Below are 20668 nucleotides of genomic sequence, written 5' to 3'. Positions count from 1 at the left end.
CAAGGTGTCCGCGGCCTTCGTGGCGGCGCGCCTATGCCTCCCGGTCGGAAGCGGTGGCGGCCGCTTCGCTGACGGCTTGGCCATGCTGCGGCGCGCCCCAGCCCACATGTGCTTCGGCGCGCATGCGATCGACCATGTGGGGGTAGTGCAGCTCGAATGCCGGTCGCTCGGAACGGATCCGGGGCAGTTCGTAGAAGTTGTGCCGTGGCGGCGGGCAGCTGGTGGCCCACTCCAGCGAGTTGCCGTAACCCCACGGGTCGTCGACCGTGACGGGTTCGCCGTACCGCGCGCTCCGGAAGACGTTCCAGACGAACGGCAGGACCGAAGCGCCCAGGATGAACGAGCCGATGGTGGAGATCGTGTTCAGCCCGGTGAAACCGTCGCCGGGCAGGTAGTCGGCGTAGCGGCGCGGGAAGCCCTCGGCGCCGAGCCAGTGCTGCACCAGGAAGGTCAGGTGGAAGCCGACGAACGTGGTCCAGAAGTGCCACTTGCCGAGCCGCTCGTCGAGCATCCTGCCGGTCATCTTCGGGAACCAGAAGTAGATACCCGCGTACGTGGCGAACGCGATGGTGCCGAAGAGCACGTAGTGGAAGTGCGCGACCACGAAGTACGAGTCCGACACGTGGAAGTCCAGCGGTGGGCTGGCCAGGATCACGCCGGACAGACCACCGAACAGGAACGTGACGATGAAGCCAACGGAGAACAACATGGGCGTTTCGAAGGTCAGCTGGCCACGCCACATCGTGCCGATCCAGTTGAAGAACTTCACGCCGGTCGGCACCGCGATGAGGAACGTCATGAACGAGAAGAACGGCAGCAGCACCGCACCGGTGGCGAACATGTGATGCGCCCACACCGCGACCGAGAGCGCGGCGATGGCCAGCGTCGCGTACACCAGCGTGGTGTAACCGAAGATCGGCTTGCGCGAGAAGACCGGGAAGATCTCCGAGACGATGCCGAAGAACGGCAGCGCGATGATGTACACCTCGGGATGGCCGAAGTACCAGAACAGGTGCTGATACAGAAGGACGCCGCCGGTGGCCGGGTTGTAGATGTGGCCGCCGAGATGGCGATCGTAGGCGATGGCGAACAGCGCGGCGGTCAGGACCGGGAACGCGAGCAGGATCAGCACACTGGTGACGACGATGTTCCAGGTGAAGATCGGGAGCCGGAACATGGTCATGCCCGGTGCGCGGAGCACGACCACGGTGGTAATCATGTTGACGGCGCCGAGAATGGTGCCGAGACCCGAAACAGCCAGGCCCAAGATCCACATGTCACCGCCGACGCCCGGCGAGTGCATGATGTCGCTGAGCGGCTGGTACGCGGTCCAGCCGAAGTCGGCCGCGCCGCCGGGCGTCACGAAACCCGCGGTCGCCATGGTCGCGCCGAACAGGTACAGCCAGTAGCTGAAGGCGTTCAGGCGCGGGAAGGCGACGTCGGGGGCACCGATCTGCAGCGGCAGCACGATATTGGCGAACGCGAACACCACGGCCGTCGCGTAGAACAGCAACATGATCGTGCCGTGCATGGTGAACAGCTGATTGAACTGCTCGGTGGACAGGAACTGCATGCCGGGCCGGGCCAGCTCGCCGCGCATGAGCAGCGCCATCAGTCCGCCGATCATGAAGAACGACATCGACGTCACCAGGTACATCTGGCCGAGCATCTTCGGGTCGGTCGTGGTGACCAACTTCAAGACGAACGAGCCCTTCGGCCCCACCCGCCCCGGGTACGGCCGGACGGCCTCGAGTTCCGGCTCCGGCCTGGGAGCTACGGCAGTCACCACATCCTCCTCGCGCGTCAGATTCCGGTCCGTAGCTCGTGTCTCCGCTGCGGATCCCCACGATCGAACGACGGCGAGCATACGCCGGGCAATTGCGCAAGAGTGGAGATTCGGGCAGCTTGTTGCCGTGTCGTTGCGCGGCGCGCTACCAGCGGAAATTTGAACCGGACCCATTTGCCTCCCGCGGTCGCACCGGCCGAACTACGGCGACACACCGCGCCGACCGCGATCCACCAGACAACCCGGTGCCACTCGGTTACGGTCTGCACGCATGACCGCCGGGCTCGGTGTCCCAGCGATACCACCCTGCGGGTCCGGCGGTCATGCACCATTCCTCCCCGCGGCAGCGGAATCCGCAACGCCGCCCCGGATCTGGCCCGTGCTCTAGACTCGAGCCGTGCCGATGCCCTCGTCACCCGCCCCGCAGCCCACCGGTGGCAGGCAGGCGCGCTGGCAGCCGCACAACGATCGGCGGCGCGAGCGCATCGTGACGGCGCTGATCGAGCTGATCGAGGAGACGCCGATGGGCGTCGAGGTGCCGATGCAGCAGATCACCGAGCGCTCCGGACTGTCGAAATCGGTGGTGTACCGGCAGTTCTCGGGTCGCGACGACCTCGACCGGCGCGCCAGGACGGCGATCGGCGATCGATTCACCGACGACATCGACGCCGCGCTCGACATCTCCGACGGCTCCATTCGCGTGATCCTGCGCCGCACCATCGCCGCGGTCGTGGACTGGATCGACCGGCACGCGCGCCTCTACGACTTCCTGCGCCACGGGCCCGCTCTCGGCGACCCCGACGATGTCGACGCCGTGAGCAGCCTGAAGGACCGGATCGCGGGCCGCACCCGCCAGCTGGTGTCGGGTCTCGCCGGGGTGGTCGGCGTGGTGGACGAGGCGGCCGCCGACACGATGACCTTCGCCATCGTGTCCATGACGGAAGCCACCGTCTCGCGCTGGGCGCGCGATCCGGACCGGGCCATGGGCCGCGACGAGCTCGTCACCGAACTCGCCGGTTACGCGTGGAGCGTGCTGGACGGAGTGGCGCGGGCGCACCGGCTCACCCTGGATCCCGACGAACCCTTGCTCGCCGCGCTCGCGCGGCTGTCGAGCGTCGACACCGCGTCCTGAGCCGACGCCGCGTCCTGCGTCGCCCCGGCCGGGTTCGCAGGACCAGCGTGAAAACCCTTCAGGCGACGCGACGTTCGGGTTCGCTGCGGTAGCGCGCGGCATCGCCGTCGATGTGCAGCATCGACCACACCCGCTTGGTGACCGGGTTCATCAACCCCAGTTCGCCCGCGAGCTTGCGGATGTCGCCGAAGTAGCCGGACAGGATCCGGCGCGACTGCGGTCCCCGCCAGAACGCCTCGCGGAACACCTCGTCCGGGATGTCGAACTGCCTGGCGAACGAGCGCGGCGGCACCATGATCTCCCCGGCCAGCCAGCGCATGGCCAGCGGAAACGCCAAGGCGCACACGGCCTTACCCGCCGGGCTCATCCGATCGATGTGCGCCTTCAGGAACTCGTTGGCGAAGGAGATGTGCCGCGCCTCCTCGGCGATGTGGATCTCCATGGTGCGCAGCACGGCGGGCGGGATGTTGCCGCCGTCGCGGATGATCGCCTTCTGGTAGTGGTCGATCGGTTCCTCGCCGCCCAGGATCCCGATGAACAGGATGACGTGCGCGTAGCCGCCCGCCACGCCGATCAGGGGTGACAGCGCACGGAAGATCGGCCGCATACCGGGCACATCCACGCCGATCCGGTTGACCAGCTCCTGGAACATCTGGATGTGGTTGCACTCTTCGGTCATCTCGTGCAGGCAATAACGGAACTCCGGAGAGCCGTTGGGCAGCTTCATGATGTACTGCATCATTCCGCGGATCAGCACGCTCTCGAAGGCCGCGCCCACCTTGATCACGTTCGCGGTGCGCCACCGGCCGATCTCGATCTGCCGCTGCTGCGGCAGCTTCCGGTACCAGTCGGTCGCGCCGAGCGGATCGAACTCCGGGGACAGGATCCAGCGCGGATCGTCCTTGTCGATCGCGAACTCCGGTCCGTCCCAGTCGATGTCCAGGTACGGGTCGAACTTCCGGTGCACCGAGCCCTCCGACAGAAGGTCCAGCGTCTCCCAGTACTCCCGATCGAACAGTCCGGTACGAACCGATTCGGACAGCGTCATCGATGCCTCCTCGCTCCGGCCGGCGCTCGGCGCCGGCACTACGCACGCTCCTCGCGTGGTGTGATCCAGAATATATGGGACTGACGGTCCCACACAATGGGGCGGGTGAGGTTTTGTCCGGAGATCAGCTGCGGAAACCGAGCAGATCCAGCAGGTTGTCCAGCATGAGCTCGAACAGCTCGGCGCGGTCGGCGAAGGTGTCGCGCCCGTACATGTCGAACACGTCGAAGCTGACCGCACCGAAGAGCGCGCTCCACACCGAGATGCCGCGCGCCACCAGCCAATCCGGCACGTCCAGGCCGAATTCGTCGCGGGCACCGGCAAAACTGCCCGCCAGCGCGGTGGATACGCGCACCGGCCGGGACGGCTCGGCCAAACGGCCCGCGCGGTACGCGTCGGCGAAAACGCGCAGCAGGGCGGCGATCACCCGCACGCCCGGATCGACCGTCTGCTCGACGGGCGCTTCGTAGCCGGGCACCGGTGAGCCGAAAAGCAGTCCGTACCAAGCAGGTTCGGCCAGCGCCCAGGCGCGGACCGCGCGGCCCGCGACGCGCAGCCGTTCGGCGGGATCGGCGGGCGCGTCGAGCAAGGCCGCGTCCACCGCGTCGCCGAGCGCGTTGTAGCCGTCCACCACGAGCAGGGTCAGCAGTTCGTCGCGGCTGCGCACGTACCGGTACACCGCCGAGGACACGACGCCGAGATCACGGGCCACCGCCCGCAGCGACAGCGCCGCCGCGCCGTGCGTGGTGAGGTGCTCGCGGCCGATCCGCTTGATGTCCTCCATCGTCTGGGCCCTGGCCCTGGCGCGCGGCGTGGTCATGGCAGCCACCTTAAAGTGAACACCGCTCGCGGATTCGTCAGCCGTCCAGTTCGCGGACCGCGCGCTCGATTTCGTCGGCCAGGGTCGCGCCGCCGACCTCCCACGCCGCGGCGCGGAACCGTTCACGGAACCGGCTCAGGTCCGTGCCGATGCCCTCGCCGCCGTAGCTCGTCGCGGCCGCGTCGCGGAAGGTGCGCACCATCTCGTCGGCCAGCTCGGCGATCCTGGCGCGGATGAGTTTGCGCAGCGTGCCGCTGAGGGTGATGTCGGTGCCGACGTCGTAGAGGATCAGCGCGCCTTTGAGCATCGGCTGGTCGGGGATGCGCCAGCCCTCCTCGCACCGCTCGACGTACTGCGCGGAGATGAGTTCGTCGAGGATGTCGGCGCGGCGATCGCCGAGCAGGGACGACAGTTCATCGTCATCGATCACGACCGACTGATCCGCCGCGCCCGGATACCGCGGATCGAGCACCGACCGCCAGTCGGCGTTGGCGCCGCGCTGTGCTTCGGCATCGAACACCTCGCGGATCGCTTCCAGCCGCAACCCGCGCGCTTGCATACCGGAGATGTCGCGCAACCGATCGAGATGTTCGTCGGTGTACACCGCTTCCTTGCCCGCGCGGCCGGGTTTCGGCAGCACACCGAGCGAGTGGTAGTAGCGGATGGTGCGCGCCGGTACACCGCTGAGGTCGGCCAGCTGGACTCGGCTGTATCGGGACACGCGATTCAGCATAGATACCCGGCCGATCTTTCGTTGACAGCTCCTACTGTCCGCATTAGCGTAACGCGGGTCACTGTCGACCGTTCGAGGAGTTCCGCGCATGTCCCAGCGAGCAACCGACTTCGATGTGCTCATCGTCGGTTCCGGTTTCGGGGGCAGCGTCACCGCGCTGCGCCTCGTGGAGAAGGGCTACAAGGTCGGCGTGCTCGAGGCGGGACAGCGCTTCGCCGACGACGAACTACCCAAGACCAGCTGGGACCTGCGCAAGTTCCTGTGGGCGCCCGCGCTCGGCTGCTACGGCATCCAGCGCATCCACCTGCTGCGCGATGTGCTGATTCTCGGCGGCGCCGGTGTCGGCGGCGGTTCGCTGAACTACGCCAACACCCTGTACGTGCCGCCGGAGCCGTTCTTCCAGGACCCGCAGTGGCGCGAGATGACCGACTGGCGCGCGGAGCTGACGCCCTACTACGAGCAGGCCCAGAAGATGCTCGGCGTGGTGCGCAACCCGCACATGACGCCCGCGGACGAGATCTTCAAGAAGGTCGCCGAGGATATGGGAGTCGGCGACACCTTCGTGCAAACACCGGTCGGCGTGTTCTTCGGTGAACCGGGCAAGACGGTGGCCGACCCCTACTTCGGCGGTGTCGGACCCGAGCGCACCGGCTGCATCGAGTGCGGCGACTGCATGGTGGGCTGCAAGTACGGCGCCAAGAACACCCTCGTGAAGAACTACCTCTACCTGGCCGAGCAGGCCGGCGCCGAGGTCGTCCCGATGACCACGGTCGCCGCGCTGCGGCCGCTGCCCGACGGCACCTGGGACGTCGAGACCAAGCGCACCGGCAAGCTGGTCCGCAAGCAGCCCAAGACCTACACCGCCGCGCACGTGGTCCTCGCCGCGGGCACCCGCGGCACCCAGAAGCTGCTGTTCGACATGCGCGACAAGGGTGTGCTCCCCGGACTCTCCGACCGCCTCGGCGTGCTGACCCGCACCAACTCCGAGTCGATCGTCGGCGCGGCGACCAGGACGGTCACCCCGGGCGTCGATTTCACCAAGGGTGTGGCGATCACGTCCTCGATCCACCCGACACCGGACACCCACATCGAACCCGTCCGCTACGGCAAGGGCTCCAACTCGATGGGCCTGTTGCAGACGCTGATGGTCGACGGCGGCGGCCGCATCCCGCGCTGGCTGCGGTTCGTGCTGCTGGTGCTGCGCCACCCGATGCAGCTGGTGCAGTTCCTGAGCACCAGGAACTGGAGCGAGCGCACCATCATCTCGCTGGTCATGCAGCACCTGGACAACTCGATCACCACCTACACCAAGCGCGGCGTGTTCGGGCGCAAGCTCACCTCGAAACAGGGTCACGGCGAACCGAATCCGACGTGGATCCCGGTCGGCAACGAGGTGACCCGCAAGGTGGCCGACGAGATCGGCGGCATTGCGGGAGGCAGCTGGGGCGAGATCTTCAACATCCCGCTCACCGCGCACTTCCTCGGCGGCGCCACCATCGGCGCCGACCCGGAGCACGGCGTGATCGACGGCTACCACCGCGTCTTCGGCTACCCGACGCTGAGCGTGGTGGACGGCGCCGCGGTCTCCGCCAATCTCGGCGTGAACCCGTCCCTGACGATCACGGCGCAGGCCGAGCGCGCCGCCGCCTACTGGCCGAACAAGGGCGAGGTGGATGCCAGGCCGCCGCAAAGCGCCGGGTACCAGCGCATTTCGCCGATCGCCCCGGCCAAGCCCGTGGTCCCGGCAGGCGCCCCCGCCGCGCTCGTGCTGCCGATCACGCCGGTGCGTCCCACCGGCCAGCAGGCCCCGGCCGCGGGCTGAGCACAGTCGGCCGACGGTCCCGGCCGGAGTGAGCGGCGATCGGGAAGTGCCTTCTTCCTAAGGTCCGACCGGCACCAACGGCACCACCTGCGTATCGGGGTCCTGGGAGATCGGTTCGAATTCCCCGAAGTGTGACTCCTCGGGAAGAACGACCGGAATGCCGTCGATCCCTCGTTCGAGGATGTTCTCCCAGCGCGCTCGGTAGGTCCCGGCGACGGTGCCGCCGAGAGGTTGAATCACTATGGAGTAGATGCCTGCCGGAACCGCATCGAACCTGATCTCCAGCGAGGTACCCGCGGCGAAGGAGACCGCAGAGGTCTTCACGCTTTCCGGTATTCCGCCTGGAGTACGAAGCATGAGCGCGAGAAAGAACCCGTTGTCGTTCTGGTCGACTTGGAGTCCGAGAACGATGTCGACAGTCCTGTCGAGGACGAACTCGGTCACTTTGTGCGGGATGAGGCCGCTGGTAGTAAACGATCCCGAATCGAATTCGACCGACATTGCATTCACCGCCTCGTGTAGCTGGATGGATATAGATGGCACAGGTCGTGCCATCAGCGAGTGTCGCACCGCCGTCGGCCATTCGAACGGGTAGTCGCCTACCCGAATTCGGGGAGCCCCAGTACCGAGCCTGGGCATGTCTCGGCGCGGATCGAGGAGAGATTCGGCAGCACGTGGTCGGTACAGGCGACAGCGCATAACGGGAACTCGCCGATCCCTCGCACTGGCACAGGTAGTGCAACCGGCCCGGCGCCGTGTCGGGGACCGCGTCCGCGTCGAGCGCTCGATGCGTCTATCAGTGGAAACTGGAGATAGCTCCACGATCGCCCTGATCATGCCCGAAACGGAATCGACCGATCGCGCCGCATACGGGCGGAACGGATCATGATCGACAGCCGCCGCGCATGCTGACGCCCAGAGATCTACCAAGACGGTCGAAACAGCTGCTCTCAACGGTCTCCTTCGGCACGTTCCACCCCGGGGTTGCCGCTCCAAGATCGCTGTCGGCATCGATTCTGCACGTGTTAGCCAAGAGTTCGGTTTACCCTTTGACGTGTCGCTGAGCGTTTGCTGACAAAGGCACTCAAATTCAAGATGGCTGGTCGACAAATTCCGCGTCACTCTCCGTGGAGGTCAAAGCTCGTGACTCGTCCGTTTTTTCGTCTTCTCGGCGCCAAGCGCAACCCTGTGACCGATGTCCTCGGTGCGCTCGGCGGTATGGCACTCGGGCTGCTGCTCGCGGCGACAGCAACCGCGGAACCGCTGTATCCGCGGCCCGATCCGGACCCGTTCTACGCCGCGCCGGCGAATCTGGCAGCACACTCACCCGGCGACGTTTTCGACGTGCGGGAGATGCCGCCGCTGTTCCTCTTCCCCGGCGCGACCGTCAGGCAGGTCGAGTTCCGGTCCAGCGACTCGCATGGCGCGCCGATCGCGGCGACCACCACGATCCTCACGCCCGCAGGCCATCGGCCCGACGCGCCGCTGCTGTCGTATCAGCATTTCATCAACTCACTCGGCACCGCCTGTTCGGTAGCACGCAGGCTGTACGAGGGCGATCTGAATCTCGCGACCACGGCACCGGTTCTGAACGTGTTTCTGCAGCAGGGCTGGAGTGTCGCGCTGCCGGATCATCTCGGGCCACAGTTCGCCCTCGGAGCCGCCCGTCTGGGTGGGCAGGTCACCTTGGATGGCATCCGTGCGGCCAAACGGCTGCCCGAACTCGCCGTGGGGGGCAGCCCGGTAGTGATGGCCGGCTACTCCGGCGGGGGCATCGCCACCTCATGGGCGGCGGCGTTGCAACCGTTGTACGCGCCCGAGCTGGATATCGCGGGCGCGGCCATCGGCGGCGTTCCGATGAACCTGGTAACCATGGCAGAGGCGGTCCGCCACGATCCGCATCCAGCCTTCGGACTGGTGATGGCGGTGGCAATCGGTCTGGAACGCGAGTACCCGAACGATGTGCCGCTCGGCATGTATCTCAATGCACGCGGCCTCGCGGTCCGCGACGCCATGGCCAACAGCTGCACCAACGAAATCCTCGCCTTGGGCGCCAACACCGGCGTTCGCGATTACGTCGCCAACCAGTCGCTCTTCGACTGGCCGGAAGCCCGTGCGGTGGTGGAGCAGAACAGCCTGGAGCTCTACCCCGGGTTGCCGCAGATACCGATGTTCGAATGGCATTCCCCCACCGACCCGTTGATTCCGGTCGATGCCATCGCGAACACCGACCGCCGCTGGTGCGAGGCCGGGGTGCAGTTGCAGACGCAGCGGGTGTCCGCACCCGAACATCTGTCCGCGGCGTTGATCGGCGCACCCGAGGTGCTGGGGTGGCTCTCCGCCCGGGTTCGCGGTGAGCCTGCGCCCAGCAACTGCTGACGAAGCAGCAACTGCTGACGAAGCGGCGGCTCGCGGTTTCGACTGCGGGCCGCCGCCACTGTTGGGGCACGCTGTGCCGCCTGATCGCAATCCATCGTCGGTTCAGCCGAGGGAATTCCTCGATGAGCGGAATGGTCGCGGTCGAGCAGTACCCTGGCAATAGCGCCAGAATCGGACCAAATCCCTATCGGCATAACGGAAATCGATGCGGTCGTGGAACCGTTGGACTCTCCTGCGAACCAGGCGGATTCCAGGCGTAGACAACCGGCTGCGCGATGACACAGCGCGCCGAGCACGGCGGCGATTCCAGGGACGAGCCGGCCGAGCAACACGACGATGCTCTCGTCCGAGAACGCGGCTCGGACGAACTCTGCTCGGCGCCGGCCGATAGTCGAAGGATCAAGCGAAATCGCGCCATATCGAGCGCGATTCGCGTAGTGCGCTACTCACGTCGAGTAGCGATCCCGCGCGAAGGATATCCCTCGAGGCCAGCATTTTTCGACCTCGATCGGATTCGCCTCACGACCGAGGACGCAGTCCACCACGGAAGGAGGCTGCCATGCCTGATTTCAAGAGTGAAGTCGTCGTTCGCGACGACGCCGACAAGGAAAGAATCAAGCTCGACGCCACACAGAGCGACATTGTGGTCAGGAATTCGCAAGGGGAACTGAGGTTGCACTTCGACGGTCTGCGCGCCGCGCTCTATCTCGGCGGAAAAGACAACGAGGGTGATCTCATCGTCCGCGATGCGGCGAACGACGAGCGGATCAAGCTCGATGGTGGCGAAGGTCAGATCTGGCTGAAAGATGCCGCAGGCAAGGAGCGCCTCCGGTTGGACGACGCGGGCAGCATCGTCGTACGAGACAGCGACGGCAACATACTGTTCAATTTCCAAGTCGACACCGGCGTGCTATATCTCGGCCATCGCCCTCCGACCTCCTCGCTCGATCTGGATGTCTTCAAAGAGCGGATCAAGCTGGACGGGGCCGAGGGCGAGATCTGGGTGAAGGATGCGCGCGGAAACAAGACTTTCCAACTCGACGGCGCCGCCCTCTTCCTCGGCGGCAAGGAGGCCGGTGGGGGCTCTGTTAGCGCTCGTGACAATCAGGGCAAGACACGAGTCGTCCTGAACGGTCACGATGGACTCATCTGGGTGAAGGATGCGGCCAGCAACAACAATGCGGTTCAGATCGACGGGACTGCCAGGGTCGCTATCGGCTGCCAAGGCAGAGACGGCGAACTCGTTGTCCGCGACAAGCAGAACAGACAGCAGATCAGACTGGACGGCTCCAAGGGCGAGATCCATCTCAGCCATGCGGATGCCGCCGAGGATTTCGAGGTCGCCGACCCCGTGGACGTGACAGCAGGAATGGTCATGACAGTCGGGCAGGACGGCAAACTCCGCCCCTGTTCGATTGCCTACGACCAGACAGTGGTGGGCGTCGTGTCCGGCGCCGAGAGGTATCGGCCCGGGCTCGTATTCGACCGCGGCGAGACACCGGACGACACCCGGATGCCCATCTCGGTCATGGGCAAGGTGGCGTGCTGCGCGGACGCCCGCTACGGCAGCATCCGGGTCGGAGATCTGCTCACCACATCCCCGAGCCCGGGGTGCGCGATGAGGGCCGCAGAGCCGGCCCGCGCCTTCGGAACCATCATCGGCAAGGCGCTCGATTCCCTGGATGAAGGCCAGGGCATGGTCCCGATGCTCATCAGCCTGCAGTAGAACACCGATACACACCTGGCCCCGGAGACATCAGCTACAGCCGGGCCGGGCCACCTGAGCCGACCGAAATCGGTCGGCTCAGCGTTACTCGAGCGATTGCGAGAGCGAGATGACAGAACTCGGTTTGAGAGAGCATCTGGCGCAGATCGGCGAGCCTAAGTCGCCCGCCGCCGGCATCCGAATCCCCACCGACTTCAACGTGGTTCCGCCGTCGGGCCGACTGCGAGACATCATGAAGGCAACGAGGTCTCCCAAACCCGAACAATGGGTGAAGGCCGCCGAGAAGGAGTTCGCCAACAAGGACTGGACGGAGGAGTGCCAGGGCGTAACACACGACGAGAAGTACTGGTACGTGTCGAGTAACGCGGGCAAGTCCAGCAGCACTGGCCGGCAACGCGTCTACCGGATCTCACTGTCCAATCAAATCGTGGACCACGTCAAGCTGTCCGGCAACGGCAGCGACCACCTAGGGGCTCTCGACTATTACAAAGGCCGCATCTACTGCGCGATGGACGATCCCGTGAAGATCGTCGTCATCGATACGCCACCGTTCACCGGATGGTGGTCGGCTCCACTGGTAGGCGCATCGGGCGGGCCGCCACCACAGACGCGCAGCGCATGGTGCGCGGTGAACCCCTGGAACGGATTGCTCTACAGCGCCCAGATCACCGCGAGCATTGCTCACGACACGCTCTATGCGTACCGATTGGATTCGGCCGGGCCGCAATTCGTGCATGTGCCCGACGCCGACATCGTGCTGCCGGAAAAGCTGTTGTTCGTTCAGGGCGCGGTCTTCTCCAAGAACGGCCACGTACTTCTTGCTTCGAACCGCACCGATGACATCCGCTGCTACAGCGTCCTCAACGGGCACTATCTCGGCAGGGCCCCCATCCGCAAGGATGGCGGCGAAGGCGAAGAGGTCGAAGGCCTCACCATCTGGGAGGGCATCTCCTACGACGGCGTCGAAACGCACGTTCATGTCATCCTTCTCGACAACGACTGGCCTGACGGTGACGACGTGTACTTCAAGCACTATCGCGTCCCCTTGGCAGACGACTTGTAGCAGCGCATCGAACGAAATCGACACGAAAGGATGGTGCGGTGATGGGCGCCAGTTTCTCGCTCCGCCAACTGGCCGAGCATCGATTCGGAGCAGGCGCGAGCACCCGGCAAAGTCTCCGGCAGATTCTCGGTCGCCCGAGCGGCCACGTCCGGCTCGGCGCCCGAGCCGGGCCCATCTCGGTCCTGACCCAAAACATGGCGCTACTCGTCGCGCCTGCACCGTATCTCGGCACCGACCGCGCCGGTGCCGTCGCCGAAATCTGCGCGCGCCTCCGGGCGTTGTCCCCGCACATCGTCGGCCTCTGTGAGGTCTTCAAGGACTCCGAGCGAGATGAGATTCGCACCACCGTAAAAGACATCTACCCGTACTTCCGCGAAGGACCCGACCAGTTCGGCTTCGAATCCGACGGCGGCCTGCTACTACTCAGCAAGTTTCCACTCCTCGCGTCGAACGATTTCATCTTCGACAAATGCGACGGGGTCGACTGCTGGGCGAACAAGGGAATCCTGCACATTCGGGTCCGCGGAACCGGATGGCCTACCGCGCTCGATATCTTCTATTCGCACACGCAGAATATTTCGACCGGAGCGGGACAGCCGACGCTGTATGCCCAACTGGCAGACATGCGCGAATTCGTCGACACTCACGCCGACCACGAGCTGCCCACGATCGTCATGGGAGACTTGAACATTCCCGCAGAGCGCCCCGGCGACTACACGTATCTACTGCGCGCTTTCGACGGATTCCGGGACTCCTGGACCCTGGTCGGAAATCCGATCGCCAGCGGTCCCACCTTCGTCACGAACAACACCTTCTACGAAGACACAGATGATCGGCCGAACAGCGATCAAAGGCTGGACTACATCCTGCTGCGACCGGCGGCCCGTGTTTGTCCGATCACCTCCGAGGTCACAGTAGTGAAATTCACGCACAACGGCTTACACATCTCCGACCACTTCGGACTCCACGCTGTGTTCAACCCGATCGCGGTCATCGATCCATGAGTTCGTCATCCCCTGAGTCCGTCGCGATGGCAGTGGACAGCCCGATCGGCCGTCCCGCCTGCGCCCACCAACTGCTGACGAATCGACGCCGGCGGCCCTGCCGACAAAGGCCCGCCCGCTGTCAGAACATGTCGACGACCCACACCTCTATGTCGTCCACCGTGCTGCTCGGATTCCTCGGATTGGCGATGCGGTGCTGCTGAATCACGGTGCCCAGGCTCAGGATGTCGGTGCGTGGGGTCCGGAAGAGTTCCTGGTTCGAACTGTAGGTGAACCGGCATCCGCCGACCAGCGCCGACTGGGCGATCCGCCGGATTTCGTTGAGGGTCACCACGCTCAGCGGTGCATTGCGCACACAGATATCGCTGGCACATCCGTCGACCAACGTCGACGTCATCGGCCGGCTACGGGCGTGCTGCGGTTCGGTGGCGAAGTCGGCGAAGCCGAGATAGTCGGTCTCACCTTCGCCGTAGATGTTGATCCTCATCGCGTTTCCGATGGGATTGATCGGTGTGCCTCGATGCTCGGCGCGGCCGTCGGGCCCCGGGTTGACCACCCGTGGCGGGGTCGCACACTGTGAGTGAGGATGCGGAAGGCCCGCCTCGCTCGGTGAGACGAGGCCGGTCTCGGGTGGCATCGTGTTCTCGAATTCGAAGACCTCGTCGTCGAGAAACCCGATTGTCCGCTTGCCGACGATACGGTCGGCCGTGGTCTGCCCCGGGGCCAGGATGCGGCGCACGTTCTTGTAGTCCTCGACCGCGTCGCCGGTGTCGTCCCCATAAATGCCGTCGACTTCCAGACCGGCGCCGTCGACCTCGTTGAGCGCGATCTGAATCCGGCGCACGTGCTCGCCGACGCCATTGATGCCCTCTCCTATGTGTGCCGGATCGGAAATCAGGCAGTTCTCCAGTTGCTGGTCGGGGGCCGGCGAGGTGAGCAGCATGCTCCTGAGTCCCATGATTCGTCATCCCTTCGAGGTGGTTACCAGGCAACGCTCGTCATCGCGGCTGGACGGCTTTCGACAAACGGTCGATCGCGCATGGTCGAGTTCGGAAGCAGGTGCGGCCATCTCATCGCTCGATGACGGTTACTGTGCCCTCACCGCTATTGGCGACGTAGGCCTGGCCGGTTCTGGGGTCGACGGCGATACCGGTCGGACGCGAGCCGACCTCGACTGTTGCCTCGACGGTGTTGGTCAATGCGTCGACGACCGTCACTGCACCGCCGTCGTGGGTGACCCAGATGTGCCCCTGGGGGCCGACGGTCACGCCGAACGGCCGCGGGCCCACATCGACCACCGCTATCTCTTCTTCCCCGCGAATTACCGAGAGGGTGTCGGACCTCGAGTTCGCGACATAAGTCAGTGGTTGCCGCGGATGAGAGGCGACGCCCACCGGTCGCCTGCCGACCGGGGTAACCGCACGGCGGCGAGGGACGCCCGCACTCGTGTCGAAGACGGAAACACTGTCGGCGGCGGGATTGGTCACGTACACGAACCGGGTGGGATCGGAGGCGACCGCCACCCCGTGCGGACTGCGGTCGACGCCGTCGAAGACGAAGGGATGATCGCCGCCGTCGAAGAAGATGCTGGAGCTGGGTAGCTGACCGCCGTGATCGATCTTCCCTACTCCGCCTTTCCTGTTGATCACGACGACCATGGCCGCAGCATGCAGATTCACCAACCCGATGGGCTGCGGTGGGCCACCGGCGCTTGTCTCGCATTCGATCGTGGCCCGGAATGTGTGGTCGCGGTCGAGTACGGTAATGGTGCCGTCGCCGCTGTTGGCCACGAAGACGCCGGACTGCGGATCGATCGTCAAACCCGCCGGACGAGAGCCGACATTCACCGTTGCGATGACAGACTTTGTCGCACATTCGATTATCGATACGCTGTCGTCGTCGGTATTCGTGACCCACACGTGGTCGTGAAATGCTGCCAGGCACGTCGGCCGGGCGCCGACTGCGATTGTTGCGACATTTCTCATTCGATCATTGTCGTTGCCACGGGCCGACTCGGGGACCAATTGATCGAAGATCGCCGGGCATGCCGACTTCGTCCGAAAAATCCGGATCAATCGCGGAACGGTGTCGGTTGTGCGACGGATCGGTGGAGATACCGCTCGTTGATGTCTCGGCCACCGCGTTACTGCCACATGCTGGCGGACAGAGGTCGACCCTGCTGCACCCCAGCGAAGGGAGATACGCGGTGGCATTGGGACGTCGTCGGCTATTGATCGGCTTCGCCGGTGCGTGTGGCCTCACCCTGGCCGGATGCGGGCAGCTCGAGCCCGCGCCCCCCAAACCCGCCACAATCCGATTCGATCCCCCACCCGGCACCCACGACGTCGATGCGCGCAGCCCCGGCACGGTCACGGTCACCGACGGGACACTGCGGTCGGTCGAATGGATCGACGAAACGGGCAGATCGCTGCCCGGCGCACCGGCACCCGATCATCGCACCTGGACCAGCGCCGAACCACTCGGCTACGGACACACCTACACCGCGAGAGCCGTGGCGCAAGGCGAAGCAGGCGACGTCACCGCGACGACGACCTGCACCACGGTGCGACCGCAACAGCTCCTCGACGTCTCCCTGCGCTCCGCCAATCTCGTCGAGCTGGCCGAAAACGACACCTACGGAGTGGGTTTCGTGCTCGTCGCCCATTTCGACGAACCCGTCGACCGGGCGGCCGCGGAACGCCACTTGAAGGTCACCACCCAGCCCGCCGTCGCCGGCGCCTGGTACTGGCTCGACGATCACAACGCACACTGGCGGCCCGAGCACTATCACGCACCGGGAACCAGAATCACGATCGAGGCCGAACTCTTCGGTCTCGCGCTCGGTGAGGGCCGCTACGGCCTGCGCGATCAGCGGGTGTCGGTGATCATCGGCCCCGCGCACGTCGCGATCGCCGACGACGACACCAAACAGATCGAGGTATTCGACAACGGAAACCTGGTGCGCACCATGCCCACATCGATGGGCAAGGGCGGCACCATGGTTGTCGGAGGCAGATACATGTCGTTCTGGACCCACCCTGGCATCTACACCGTGCTGGACCGAAACAACCCGGTGATCATGGACTCCGCCACCTACGGCCTGCCCACCAACTCCGGCGGCTACCGCACGAGCATCAACAACGCGGTCCGCATCAGCCACGACGGGATCTTCGTCCACGAACTAGCCGCAACTATGTGGGCCCAAGGCAACACCAACGTCTCACACGGCTGCCTGAACCTCGCCCCCGACGATGCCGCATGGTTCTACGACTTCGTCACCCCCGGCGACGTCGTCGAGGTCCGTAACACCGGCGGCGACCCCCTCGACATCTGGCAGAACGGCGATTGGGGCATACCCTGGTCCGATTGGCTGCGCGGCGGCGCCCACACATGACACGAAAAGGCAGGTCAGCGAATTCCGCGTGAGGTCGGTGCGGGACCGACGGCCTCAGACGCCGACCACCGGGCCGCACCGGACGCCGAATCGTTCGCGGACGGTGTCGAGGGTCCGGCGGTTGTGTTCCCGGTCGCGCCGATGCGTCCGCAGGAAATGCGCGGTGTCGCCCAGGCGCCGGTGTATCGGATACCACCGGTCGAAATCGACTCCGCACCGCAGGAACACCGACGGCCCGAGCGCGTCGTAGATGATGCTCAGATTGTGTAGGTGCAGCGTCAGAGCGGTGTATGCGAGTGCGGCTGCCGTTCCTGTCTTCGTCCGCAGCTCGTCCGCGTCGACGGCGTACAACGGCAGCTCCCGGAGCTTGTCTCGGAACATCAGGTGGGTGAGGAAGTAGCCGCCGAACGAGGGGAACCCGAATGTCCCCGAGCGTGTCTGAATCGACAGCACCGAGCCGCTGGGCGACACGTACGGCTCATAGGGTGTAGTCGCATGCAGCAGGTAGCCGGTGCAGTTCACGACCCAGCTGCCGGGCATGATCGCCGCGGTATCGCCGCTGCGGAACACCAACTCGACGGCACCGTCGCGGGCGACCGCATCCTGGAAGTGATCCATGACGACCGTGTTCAGGCCCTCCTGAATGGTCCTCTGCTCGGTCTCCGACAACAGGCCCGCGAAGAAGTTGCCCGATTCCGGGGTCACGGACAGTCCGGCGGTCGCCAGCAGCCAATCCTGGACCTCGGACTCGTTGGTTCCGTCGAAATGGCGTGCGATATCGGCGAACAGGCGGTTCGGCATGACACCGCCCCACCAGCGGCGCGCTCCGCGCGGCACGATCCGCTCGCGATTGATGAAGATGGTCCCGGGCCCGGCAACGAGGTTCACTTCCCGGCCCGGGTAGGTGGTGATCAGCGCGAAAGCGGTGTCCATCGCGGTTTTACCGCCGCCGATAATCCACACCGGTGTGCCACTGCGGCCTATCTCGCCGCTCCGCATATCGCAGTAATTGGGTGACACCGACCGCACCAGGCTGCTCGACACACGCAGCGGTTCCTTCGGCACGACGTTGGCCCCGAACGCTTTGATCAGCCTGGTTGCCGTGATCACGAGCGGCGCGCCGTCGGGTCCGGTGCAGGTAACGCGCACGCCGCCACTGGTTTCCTCGTGCGACCGGTAATCCCAGCCGAAGTACTCCTCGACCTGGATGCGTTGTCCGATAGTCTGCAGGCAGTGCTCGAAATGCTCTAGGACCTCGCTCTTCGTCGCGAGGTAGGAACGATCCTTCCGGATCGCCCACTTGATGTCGCCCGCGGTGAACAGCGGATGGGGCTGATGCAGCCGGACGTACGGATACGTGTCGACCCACATCCCGCCTGCCCGCGGGTGCCGGTCCACAAGGATGACTTTCTGATCGCGGCTCAGGTAACGGCTCGCGACGAATAGGGCATTCAGCCCAACTATCCCCGCCCCTATAACGCACACATCGCATGTCTGTGTCCGCACCGGTTTCCTGTCGGACGATTCCATAGCAAACCCCCTGCTACCTGGTACAGCCGATGCAACCACCACCGAACACGGTTGTCAACGGACGTCGAAGGCCACAGAAAGCCCCGGTGTGGGCTCAGCGCCGGATCTCGTTCGATTGCACCAAAACGTGCTGGTGGGCAGACAGATCGGCGCTCAGCGGGCCTGCGGATAGCCGATTTCGGAGATGTCCTGGGCCAGGTCCGCCAGGGTGACCTCTTCGTTCAACGACGACACGAGTTCCTGGTCCAGCGGCCGCAAGGCATACACGTGACGCACCGCTTCCAGGTCCACAGGGGCCTCGTAATAGTCCTCGGCGAAGCGCTGGAACGCTTCGGGTGAGCGGTCGACCAATAGTTGGAACAGACCTGTCGCCCCATCAGGGTCGGCATGGTCCGAGGGGAAGTCGATCCTGCCGTGGTGCCACTGATCATCCGTCGCCTCCCGCCACAAGCAGGCCGTCACGACGGGTACGCCGTCTTCGTCGGTGAACGCCGGCTCGTCGACGAAGGGCTTGAAGACATCGGGCACATCGTCGATCACTCCCGGCCAGGGCTCGCAGTCATGGCCATACGGGCTCATCGGCGATTCGTGGCTGAAACCGCGGACATAGACCCCGGCCACCGAGAACACGATGGAGTACTCGTCTCCCGACCCGTTGCGCATCGAGGCGATCTCCTCGCGTTCGGCCCAGGCGGCGTTGAAGGAGTAGTACCGGCGTTCCCAGTCCGGGCTCAGGATCGCGTCGACCATCGCAAGCGAGCGGCACAGCTCCCGCAGGCCGGCGATGGGCGGAAGCCGGCGGGCTACGTCATAGACAGTCACGGGCTCATCCAACCGGATCCCTCTGACATCAGCGCGCCCCTGCCAGACGTCACGATCACTAGCAATTCCAGAGCTGGACGGGCCAACACGCGAGAGTTGAATATGCGATCCCACCAGTAACTCCCCCGGTATTCAGACAGTCCCCCACAGGAGCGATGGTCAACCATGAGCGAGCGGCGGTGTGAGGTATCGGTGGTGTGGTTCGTGGTTCAGGTTGCGAGGAGTGCACCGGTCAGCGCGATGGCGGTGATCCAGAGCGTGGCTGCGGTCGCGAGCACGAGGGGGCGGATTCCGATGCGGGCCAGGGTGTGCAGGCGGACACCGGTGCCGAGTGCGAACATCGCGGCGGTGAGCAGCGTGATCTGAAGTGCGCGTGCGGTTTCCAAGGCGGCGGTGGGCACGACACCGGTGGTGCGTAGTGCCGCGCAGGTGAGGAAGGCGAGCACGAACACCGGAACCAGTGGTGTAGAGCGGTGTTTCGCGGATTCCGGTGTGTGGCGGCGTAGCTGCCAGCCGATGACGGCGAGGACAGGGGCGAGCAGGACGACGCGGGCGAGTTTGACCACGACGGCGGTGGTGAGCGCGGCCCCGCCCAGTGCGCCCCCGGCGGCGACGACTTGGGCGACTTCGTGGATCGCGGCACCGGCCCAGATACCGGCAGCTTGGTCGTCGAGCCCGAGGGTGTGGGTGGCGGCGGGGATGAGGGCGATGAGCGTCGTTCCGAACACGACGACCAGCGCGATGGTGGTCAGTAGTTCTTCTTCTTTGGCGTCGACGACGCTGTCGACCGCGGCGACGGCGGCGGCTCCGCAGATGGAGAAGCCGCAGGCGATCAGCAGTCGCTGGGTCCAGCTCAGGCCGAGGATCTTGCCGAGCAGCATGGTCCCGCCGATACCGAGGACGACGACCGCGATGACCACCGCCAAGGCTGCGGGTCCGAGTCCGAGGATGTCGGTGAAGGTCACTTGCAGGCCCAGCAGTGCGACGCCGATGCGGAGCAGGCGTTTGGAGCAGAACTGCAATCCGGGTTGCAGCCGTTGCGGGAGGGAGATGGTGTTCGCTGCGACCGCGCCGAGGACGATCGCCGCCAGCAGTGGGCTCATCGCGGGTAGCCATCGTCCCAGCATCGAGGCGGTGAGGACCGCGACGGTGGCCAGCGCGAGCCCGGGCCAGTGCTCGCCGACCCACGACGCGATACGGCCGATGACTCCGTGTGGTCGCGCCGATTGGCCGGGTTTTGCGGGAATGGTTGGTGGAGAGGATGTTTCGGAGGGAACCATGATCCTGGACTGAGGTTGTCGCGGCGAGCGGGCGGGCTGCGGTCGCGGGCGGCGGGCAGCGGTCGGTTGGCAGTGCGCAGCGGGCAGCGGGCAGCGGGCAGCGGGCAGCGGGCAGCGGGTGATGGTGCG

At 65.4% G+C, this 20668-nt stretch carries 17 protein-coding genes; 7 read left to right on the top strand and 10 right to left on the bottom strand.

The window, feature by feature from the left end; genetic code table 11:
* Positions 1-31: 31 nt before the first annotated feature.
* Positions 32-1786 (bottom strand): aa3-type cytochrome oxidase subunit I, encoded by a 1755-nt coding sequence (gene ctaD / locus NL1_RS30520; protein WP_067846692.1) that lies wholly within the window; start codon positions 1784-1786, stop codon positions 32-34.
* 403 nt (positions 1787-2189) lie between these two features.
* Between ctaD and NL1_RS30515 the strand changes: the two genes are divergently transcribed.
* Positions 2190-2918: a TetR/AcrR family transcriptional regulator gene (locus NL1_RS30515; RefSeq protein WP_067846688.1), complete on the top strand. Its 729-nt coding sequence runs from the start codon at positions 2190-2192 to the stop codon at positions 2916-2918.
* 58 nt (positions 2919-2976) lie between these two features.
* Here the strand turns inward: NL1_RS30515 and NL1_RS30510 are convergent, their stop codons facing one another.
* From NL1_RS30510 to NL1_RS30500, 3 genes are all read right to left on the bottom strand, one after another.
* Positions 2977-3966, bottom strand: a complete 990-nt coding sequence (locus NL1_RS30510) for an AurF N-oxygenase family protein (protein ID WP_067846649.1) — start codon at positions 3964-3966, stop codon at positions 2977-2979.
* 124 nt (positions 3967-4090) lie between these two features.
* Positions 4091-4786 carry a TetR/AcrR family transcriptional regulator gene (locus tag NL1_RS30505; protein ID WP_067846646.1) on the bottom strand — a complete coding sequence of 232 codons (696 nt, stop codon included), beginning with the start codon at positions 4784-4786 and terminating at the stop codon, positions 4091-4093.
* Between the two features lie 37 nt (positions 4787-4823).
* A complete protein-coding gene (locus NL1_RS30500; RefSeq protein WP_245673656.1) occupies positions 4824-5507 on the bottom strand; it encodes a MerR family transcriptional regulator in 684 nt (227 codons plus the stop codon).
* A gap of 100 nt (positions 5508-5607) precedes the next feature.
* Between NL1_RS30500 and NL1_RS30495 the strand changes: the two genes are divergently transcribed.
* Positions 5608-7341: a GMC oxidoreductase gene (locus NL1_RS30495; RefSeq protein WP_067846641.1), complete on the top strand. Its 1734-nt coding sequence runs from the start codon at positions 5608-5610 to the stop codon at positions 7339-7341.
* A 57-nt stretch (positions 7342-7398) separates the two neighbouring features.
* Here the strand turns inward: NL1_RS30495 and NL1_RS30490 are convergent, their stop codons facing one another.
* The gene (locus tag NL1_RS30490) at positions 7399-7842 is read right to left on the bottom strand and encodes a hypothetical protein (protein ID WP_067846638.1); all 444 of its coding nucleotides are present in this window, start codon (positions 7840-7842) and stop codon (positions 7399-7401) included.
* A 717-nt stretch (positions 7843-8559) separates the two neighbouring features.
* Here NL1_RS30490 and NL1_RS30485 point away from each other — a divergent pair.
* From NL1_RS30485 to NL1_RS30470, 4 genes are all read left to right on the top strand, one after another.
* Positions 8560-9720, top strand: coding sequence for a lipase family protein (locus NL1_RS30485; RefSeq protein ID WP_067846686.1), 1161 nt, complete (start codon positions 8560-8562; stop codon positions 9718-9720).
* A gap of 559 nt (positions 9721-10279) precedes the next feature.
* Positions 10280-11446: a hypothetical protein gene (locus NL1_RS30480; protein ID WP_067846635.1), complete on the top strand. Its 1167-nt coding sequence runs from the start codon at positions 10280-10282 to the stop codon at positions 11444-11446.
* A gap of 109 nt (positions 11447-11555) precedes the next feature.
* Positions 11556-12509: a hypothetical protein gene (locus tag NL1_RS30475; protein WP_067846632.1), complete on the top strand. Its 954-nt coding sequence runs from the start codon at positions 11556-11558 to the stop codon at positions 12507-12509.
* Between the two features lie 41 nt (positions 12510-12550).
* Positions 12551-13513 (top strand): endonuclease/exonuclease/phosphatase family protein, encoded by a 963-nt coding sequence (locus NL1_RS30470; RefSeq protein ID WP_067846629.1) that lies wholly within the window; start codon positions 12551-12553, stop codon positions 13511-13513.
* Positions 13514-13634: 121 nt separating this feature from the next.
* On the opposite strand, the gene NL1_RS30465 is transcribed toward NL1_RS30470, so the two are convergent.
* Entirely contained in the window at positions 13635-14471 is an 837-nt protein-coding gene (locus NL1_RS30465) for a peptidoglycan-binding domain-containing protein (protein WP_067846626.1), read from the bottom strand.
* A 112-nt stretch (positions 14472-14583) separates the two neighbouring features.
* Positions 14584-15498 (bottom strand): YncE family protein, encoded by a 915-nt coding sequence (locus NL1_RS38305; RefSeq protein WP_162272783.1) that lies wholly within the window; start codon positions 15496-15498, stop codon positions 14584-14586.
* Between the two features lie 221 nt (positions 15499-15719).
* On the opposite strand from NL1_RS38305, the gene NL1_RS30455 reads away from it, so the two are divergent.
* Positions 15720-16907, top strand: coding sequence for an Ig-like domain-containing protein (locus NL1_RS30455; protein WP_067846620.1), 1188 nt, complete (start codon positions 15720-15722; stop codon positions 16905-16907).
* 54 nt (positions 16908-16961) lie between these two features.
* Here NL1_RS30455 and NL1_RS30450 read toward each other — a convergent pair whose 3' ends face one another.
* From NL1_RS30450 to NL1_RS30440, 3 genes are all read right to left on the bottom strand, one after another.
* Entirely contained in the window at positions 16962-18413 is a 1452-nt protein-coding gene (locus NL1_RS30450) for an NAD(P)/FAD-dependent oxidoreductase (RefSeq protein WP_307624197.1), read from the bottom strand.
* A gap of 177 nt (positions 18414-18590) precedes the next feature.
* Entirely contained in the window at positions 18591-19259 is a 669-nt protein-coding gene (locus NL1_RS30445; RefSeq protein WP_084511154.1) for a hypothetical protein, read from the bottom strand.
* Between the two features lie 209 nt (positions 19260-19468).
* The gene (locus tag NL1_RS30440; RefSeq protein ID WP_307624208.1) at positions 19469-20662 is read right to left on the bottom strand and encodes a putative sulfate exporter family transporter; all 1194 of its coding nucleotides are present in this window, start codon (positions 20660-20662) and stop codon (positions 19469-19471) included.
* Between the last annotated feature and the right edge of the window lie 6 nt (positions 20663-20668).

This window comes from Nocardia lijiangensis NBRC 108240 (assembly GCF_001613045.1).
GTDB classification, from domain to species: Bacteria; Actinomycetota; Actinomycetes; order Mycobacteriales; family Mycobacteriaceae; genus Nocardia; species Nocardia lijiangensis.
Note: the sequence above shows the minus strand (reverse complement) of the source record. Positions and strands in the feature narration are given on the sequence as shown.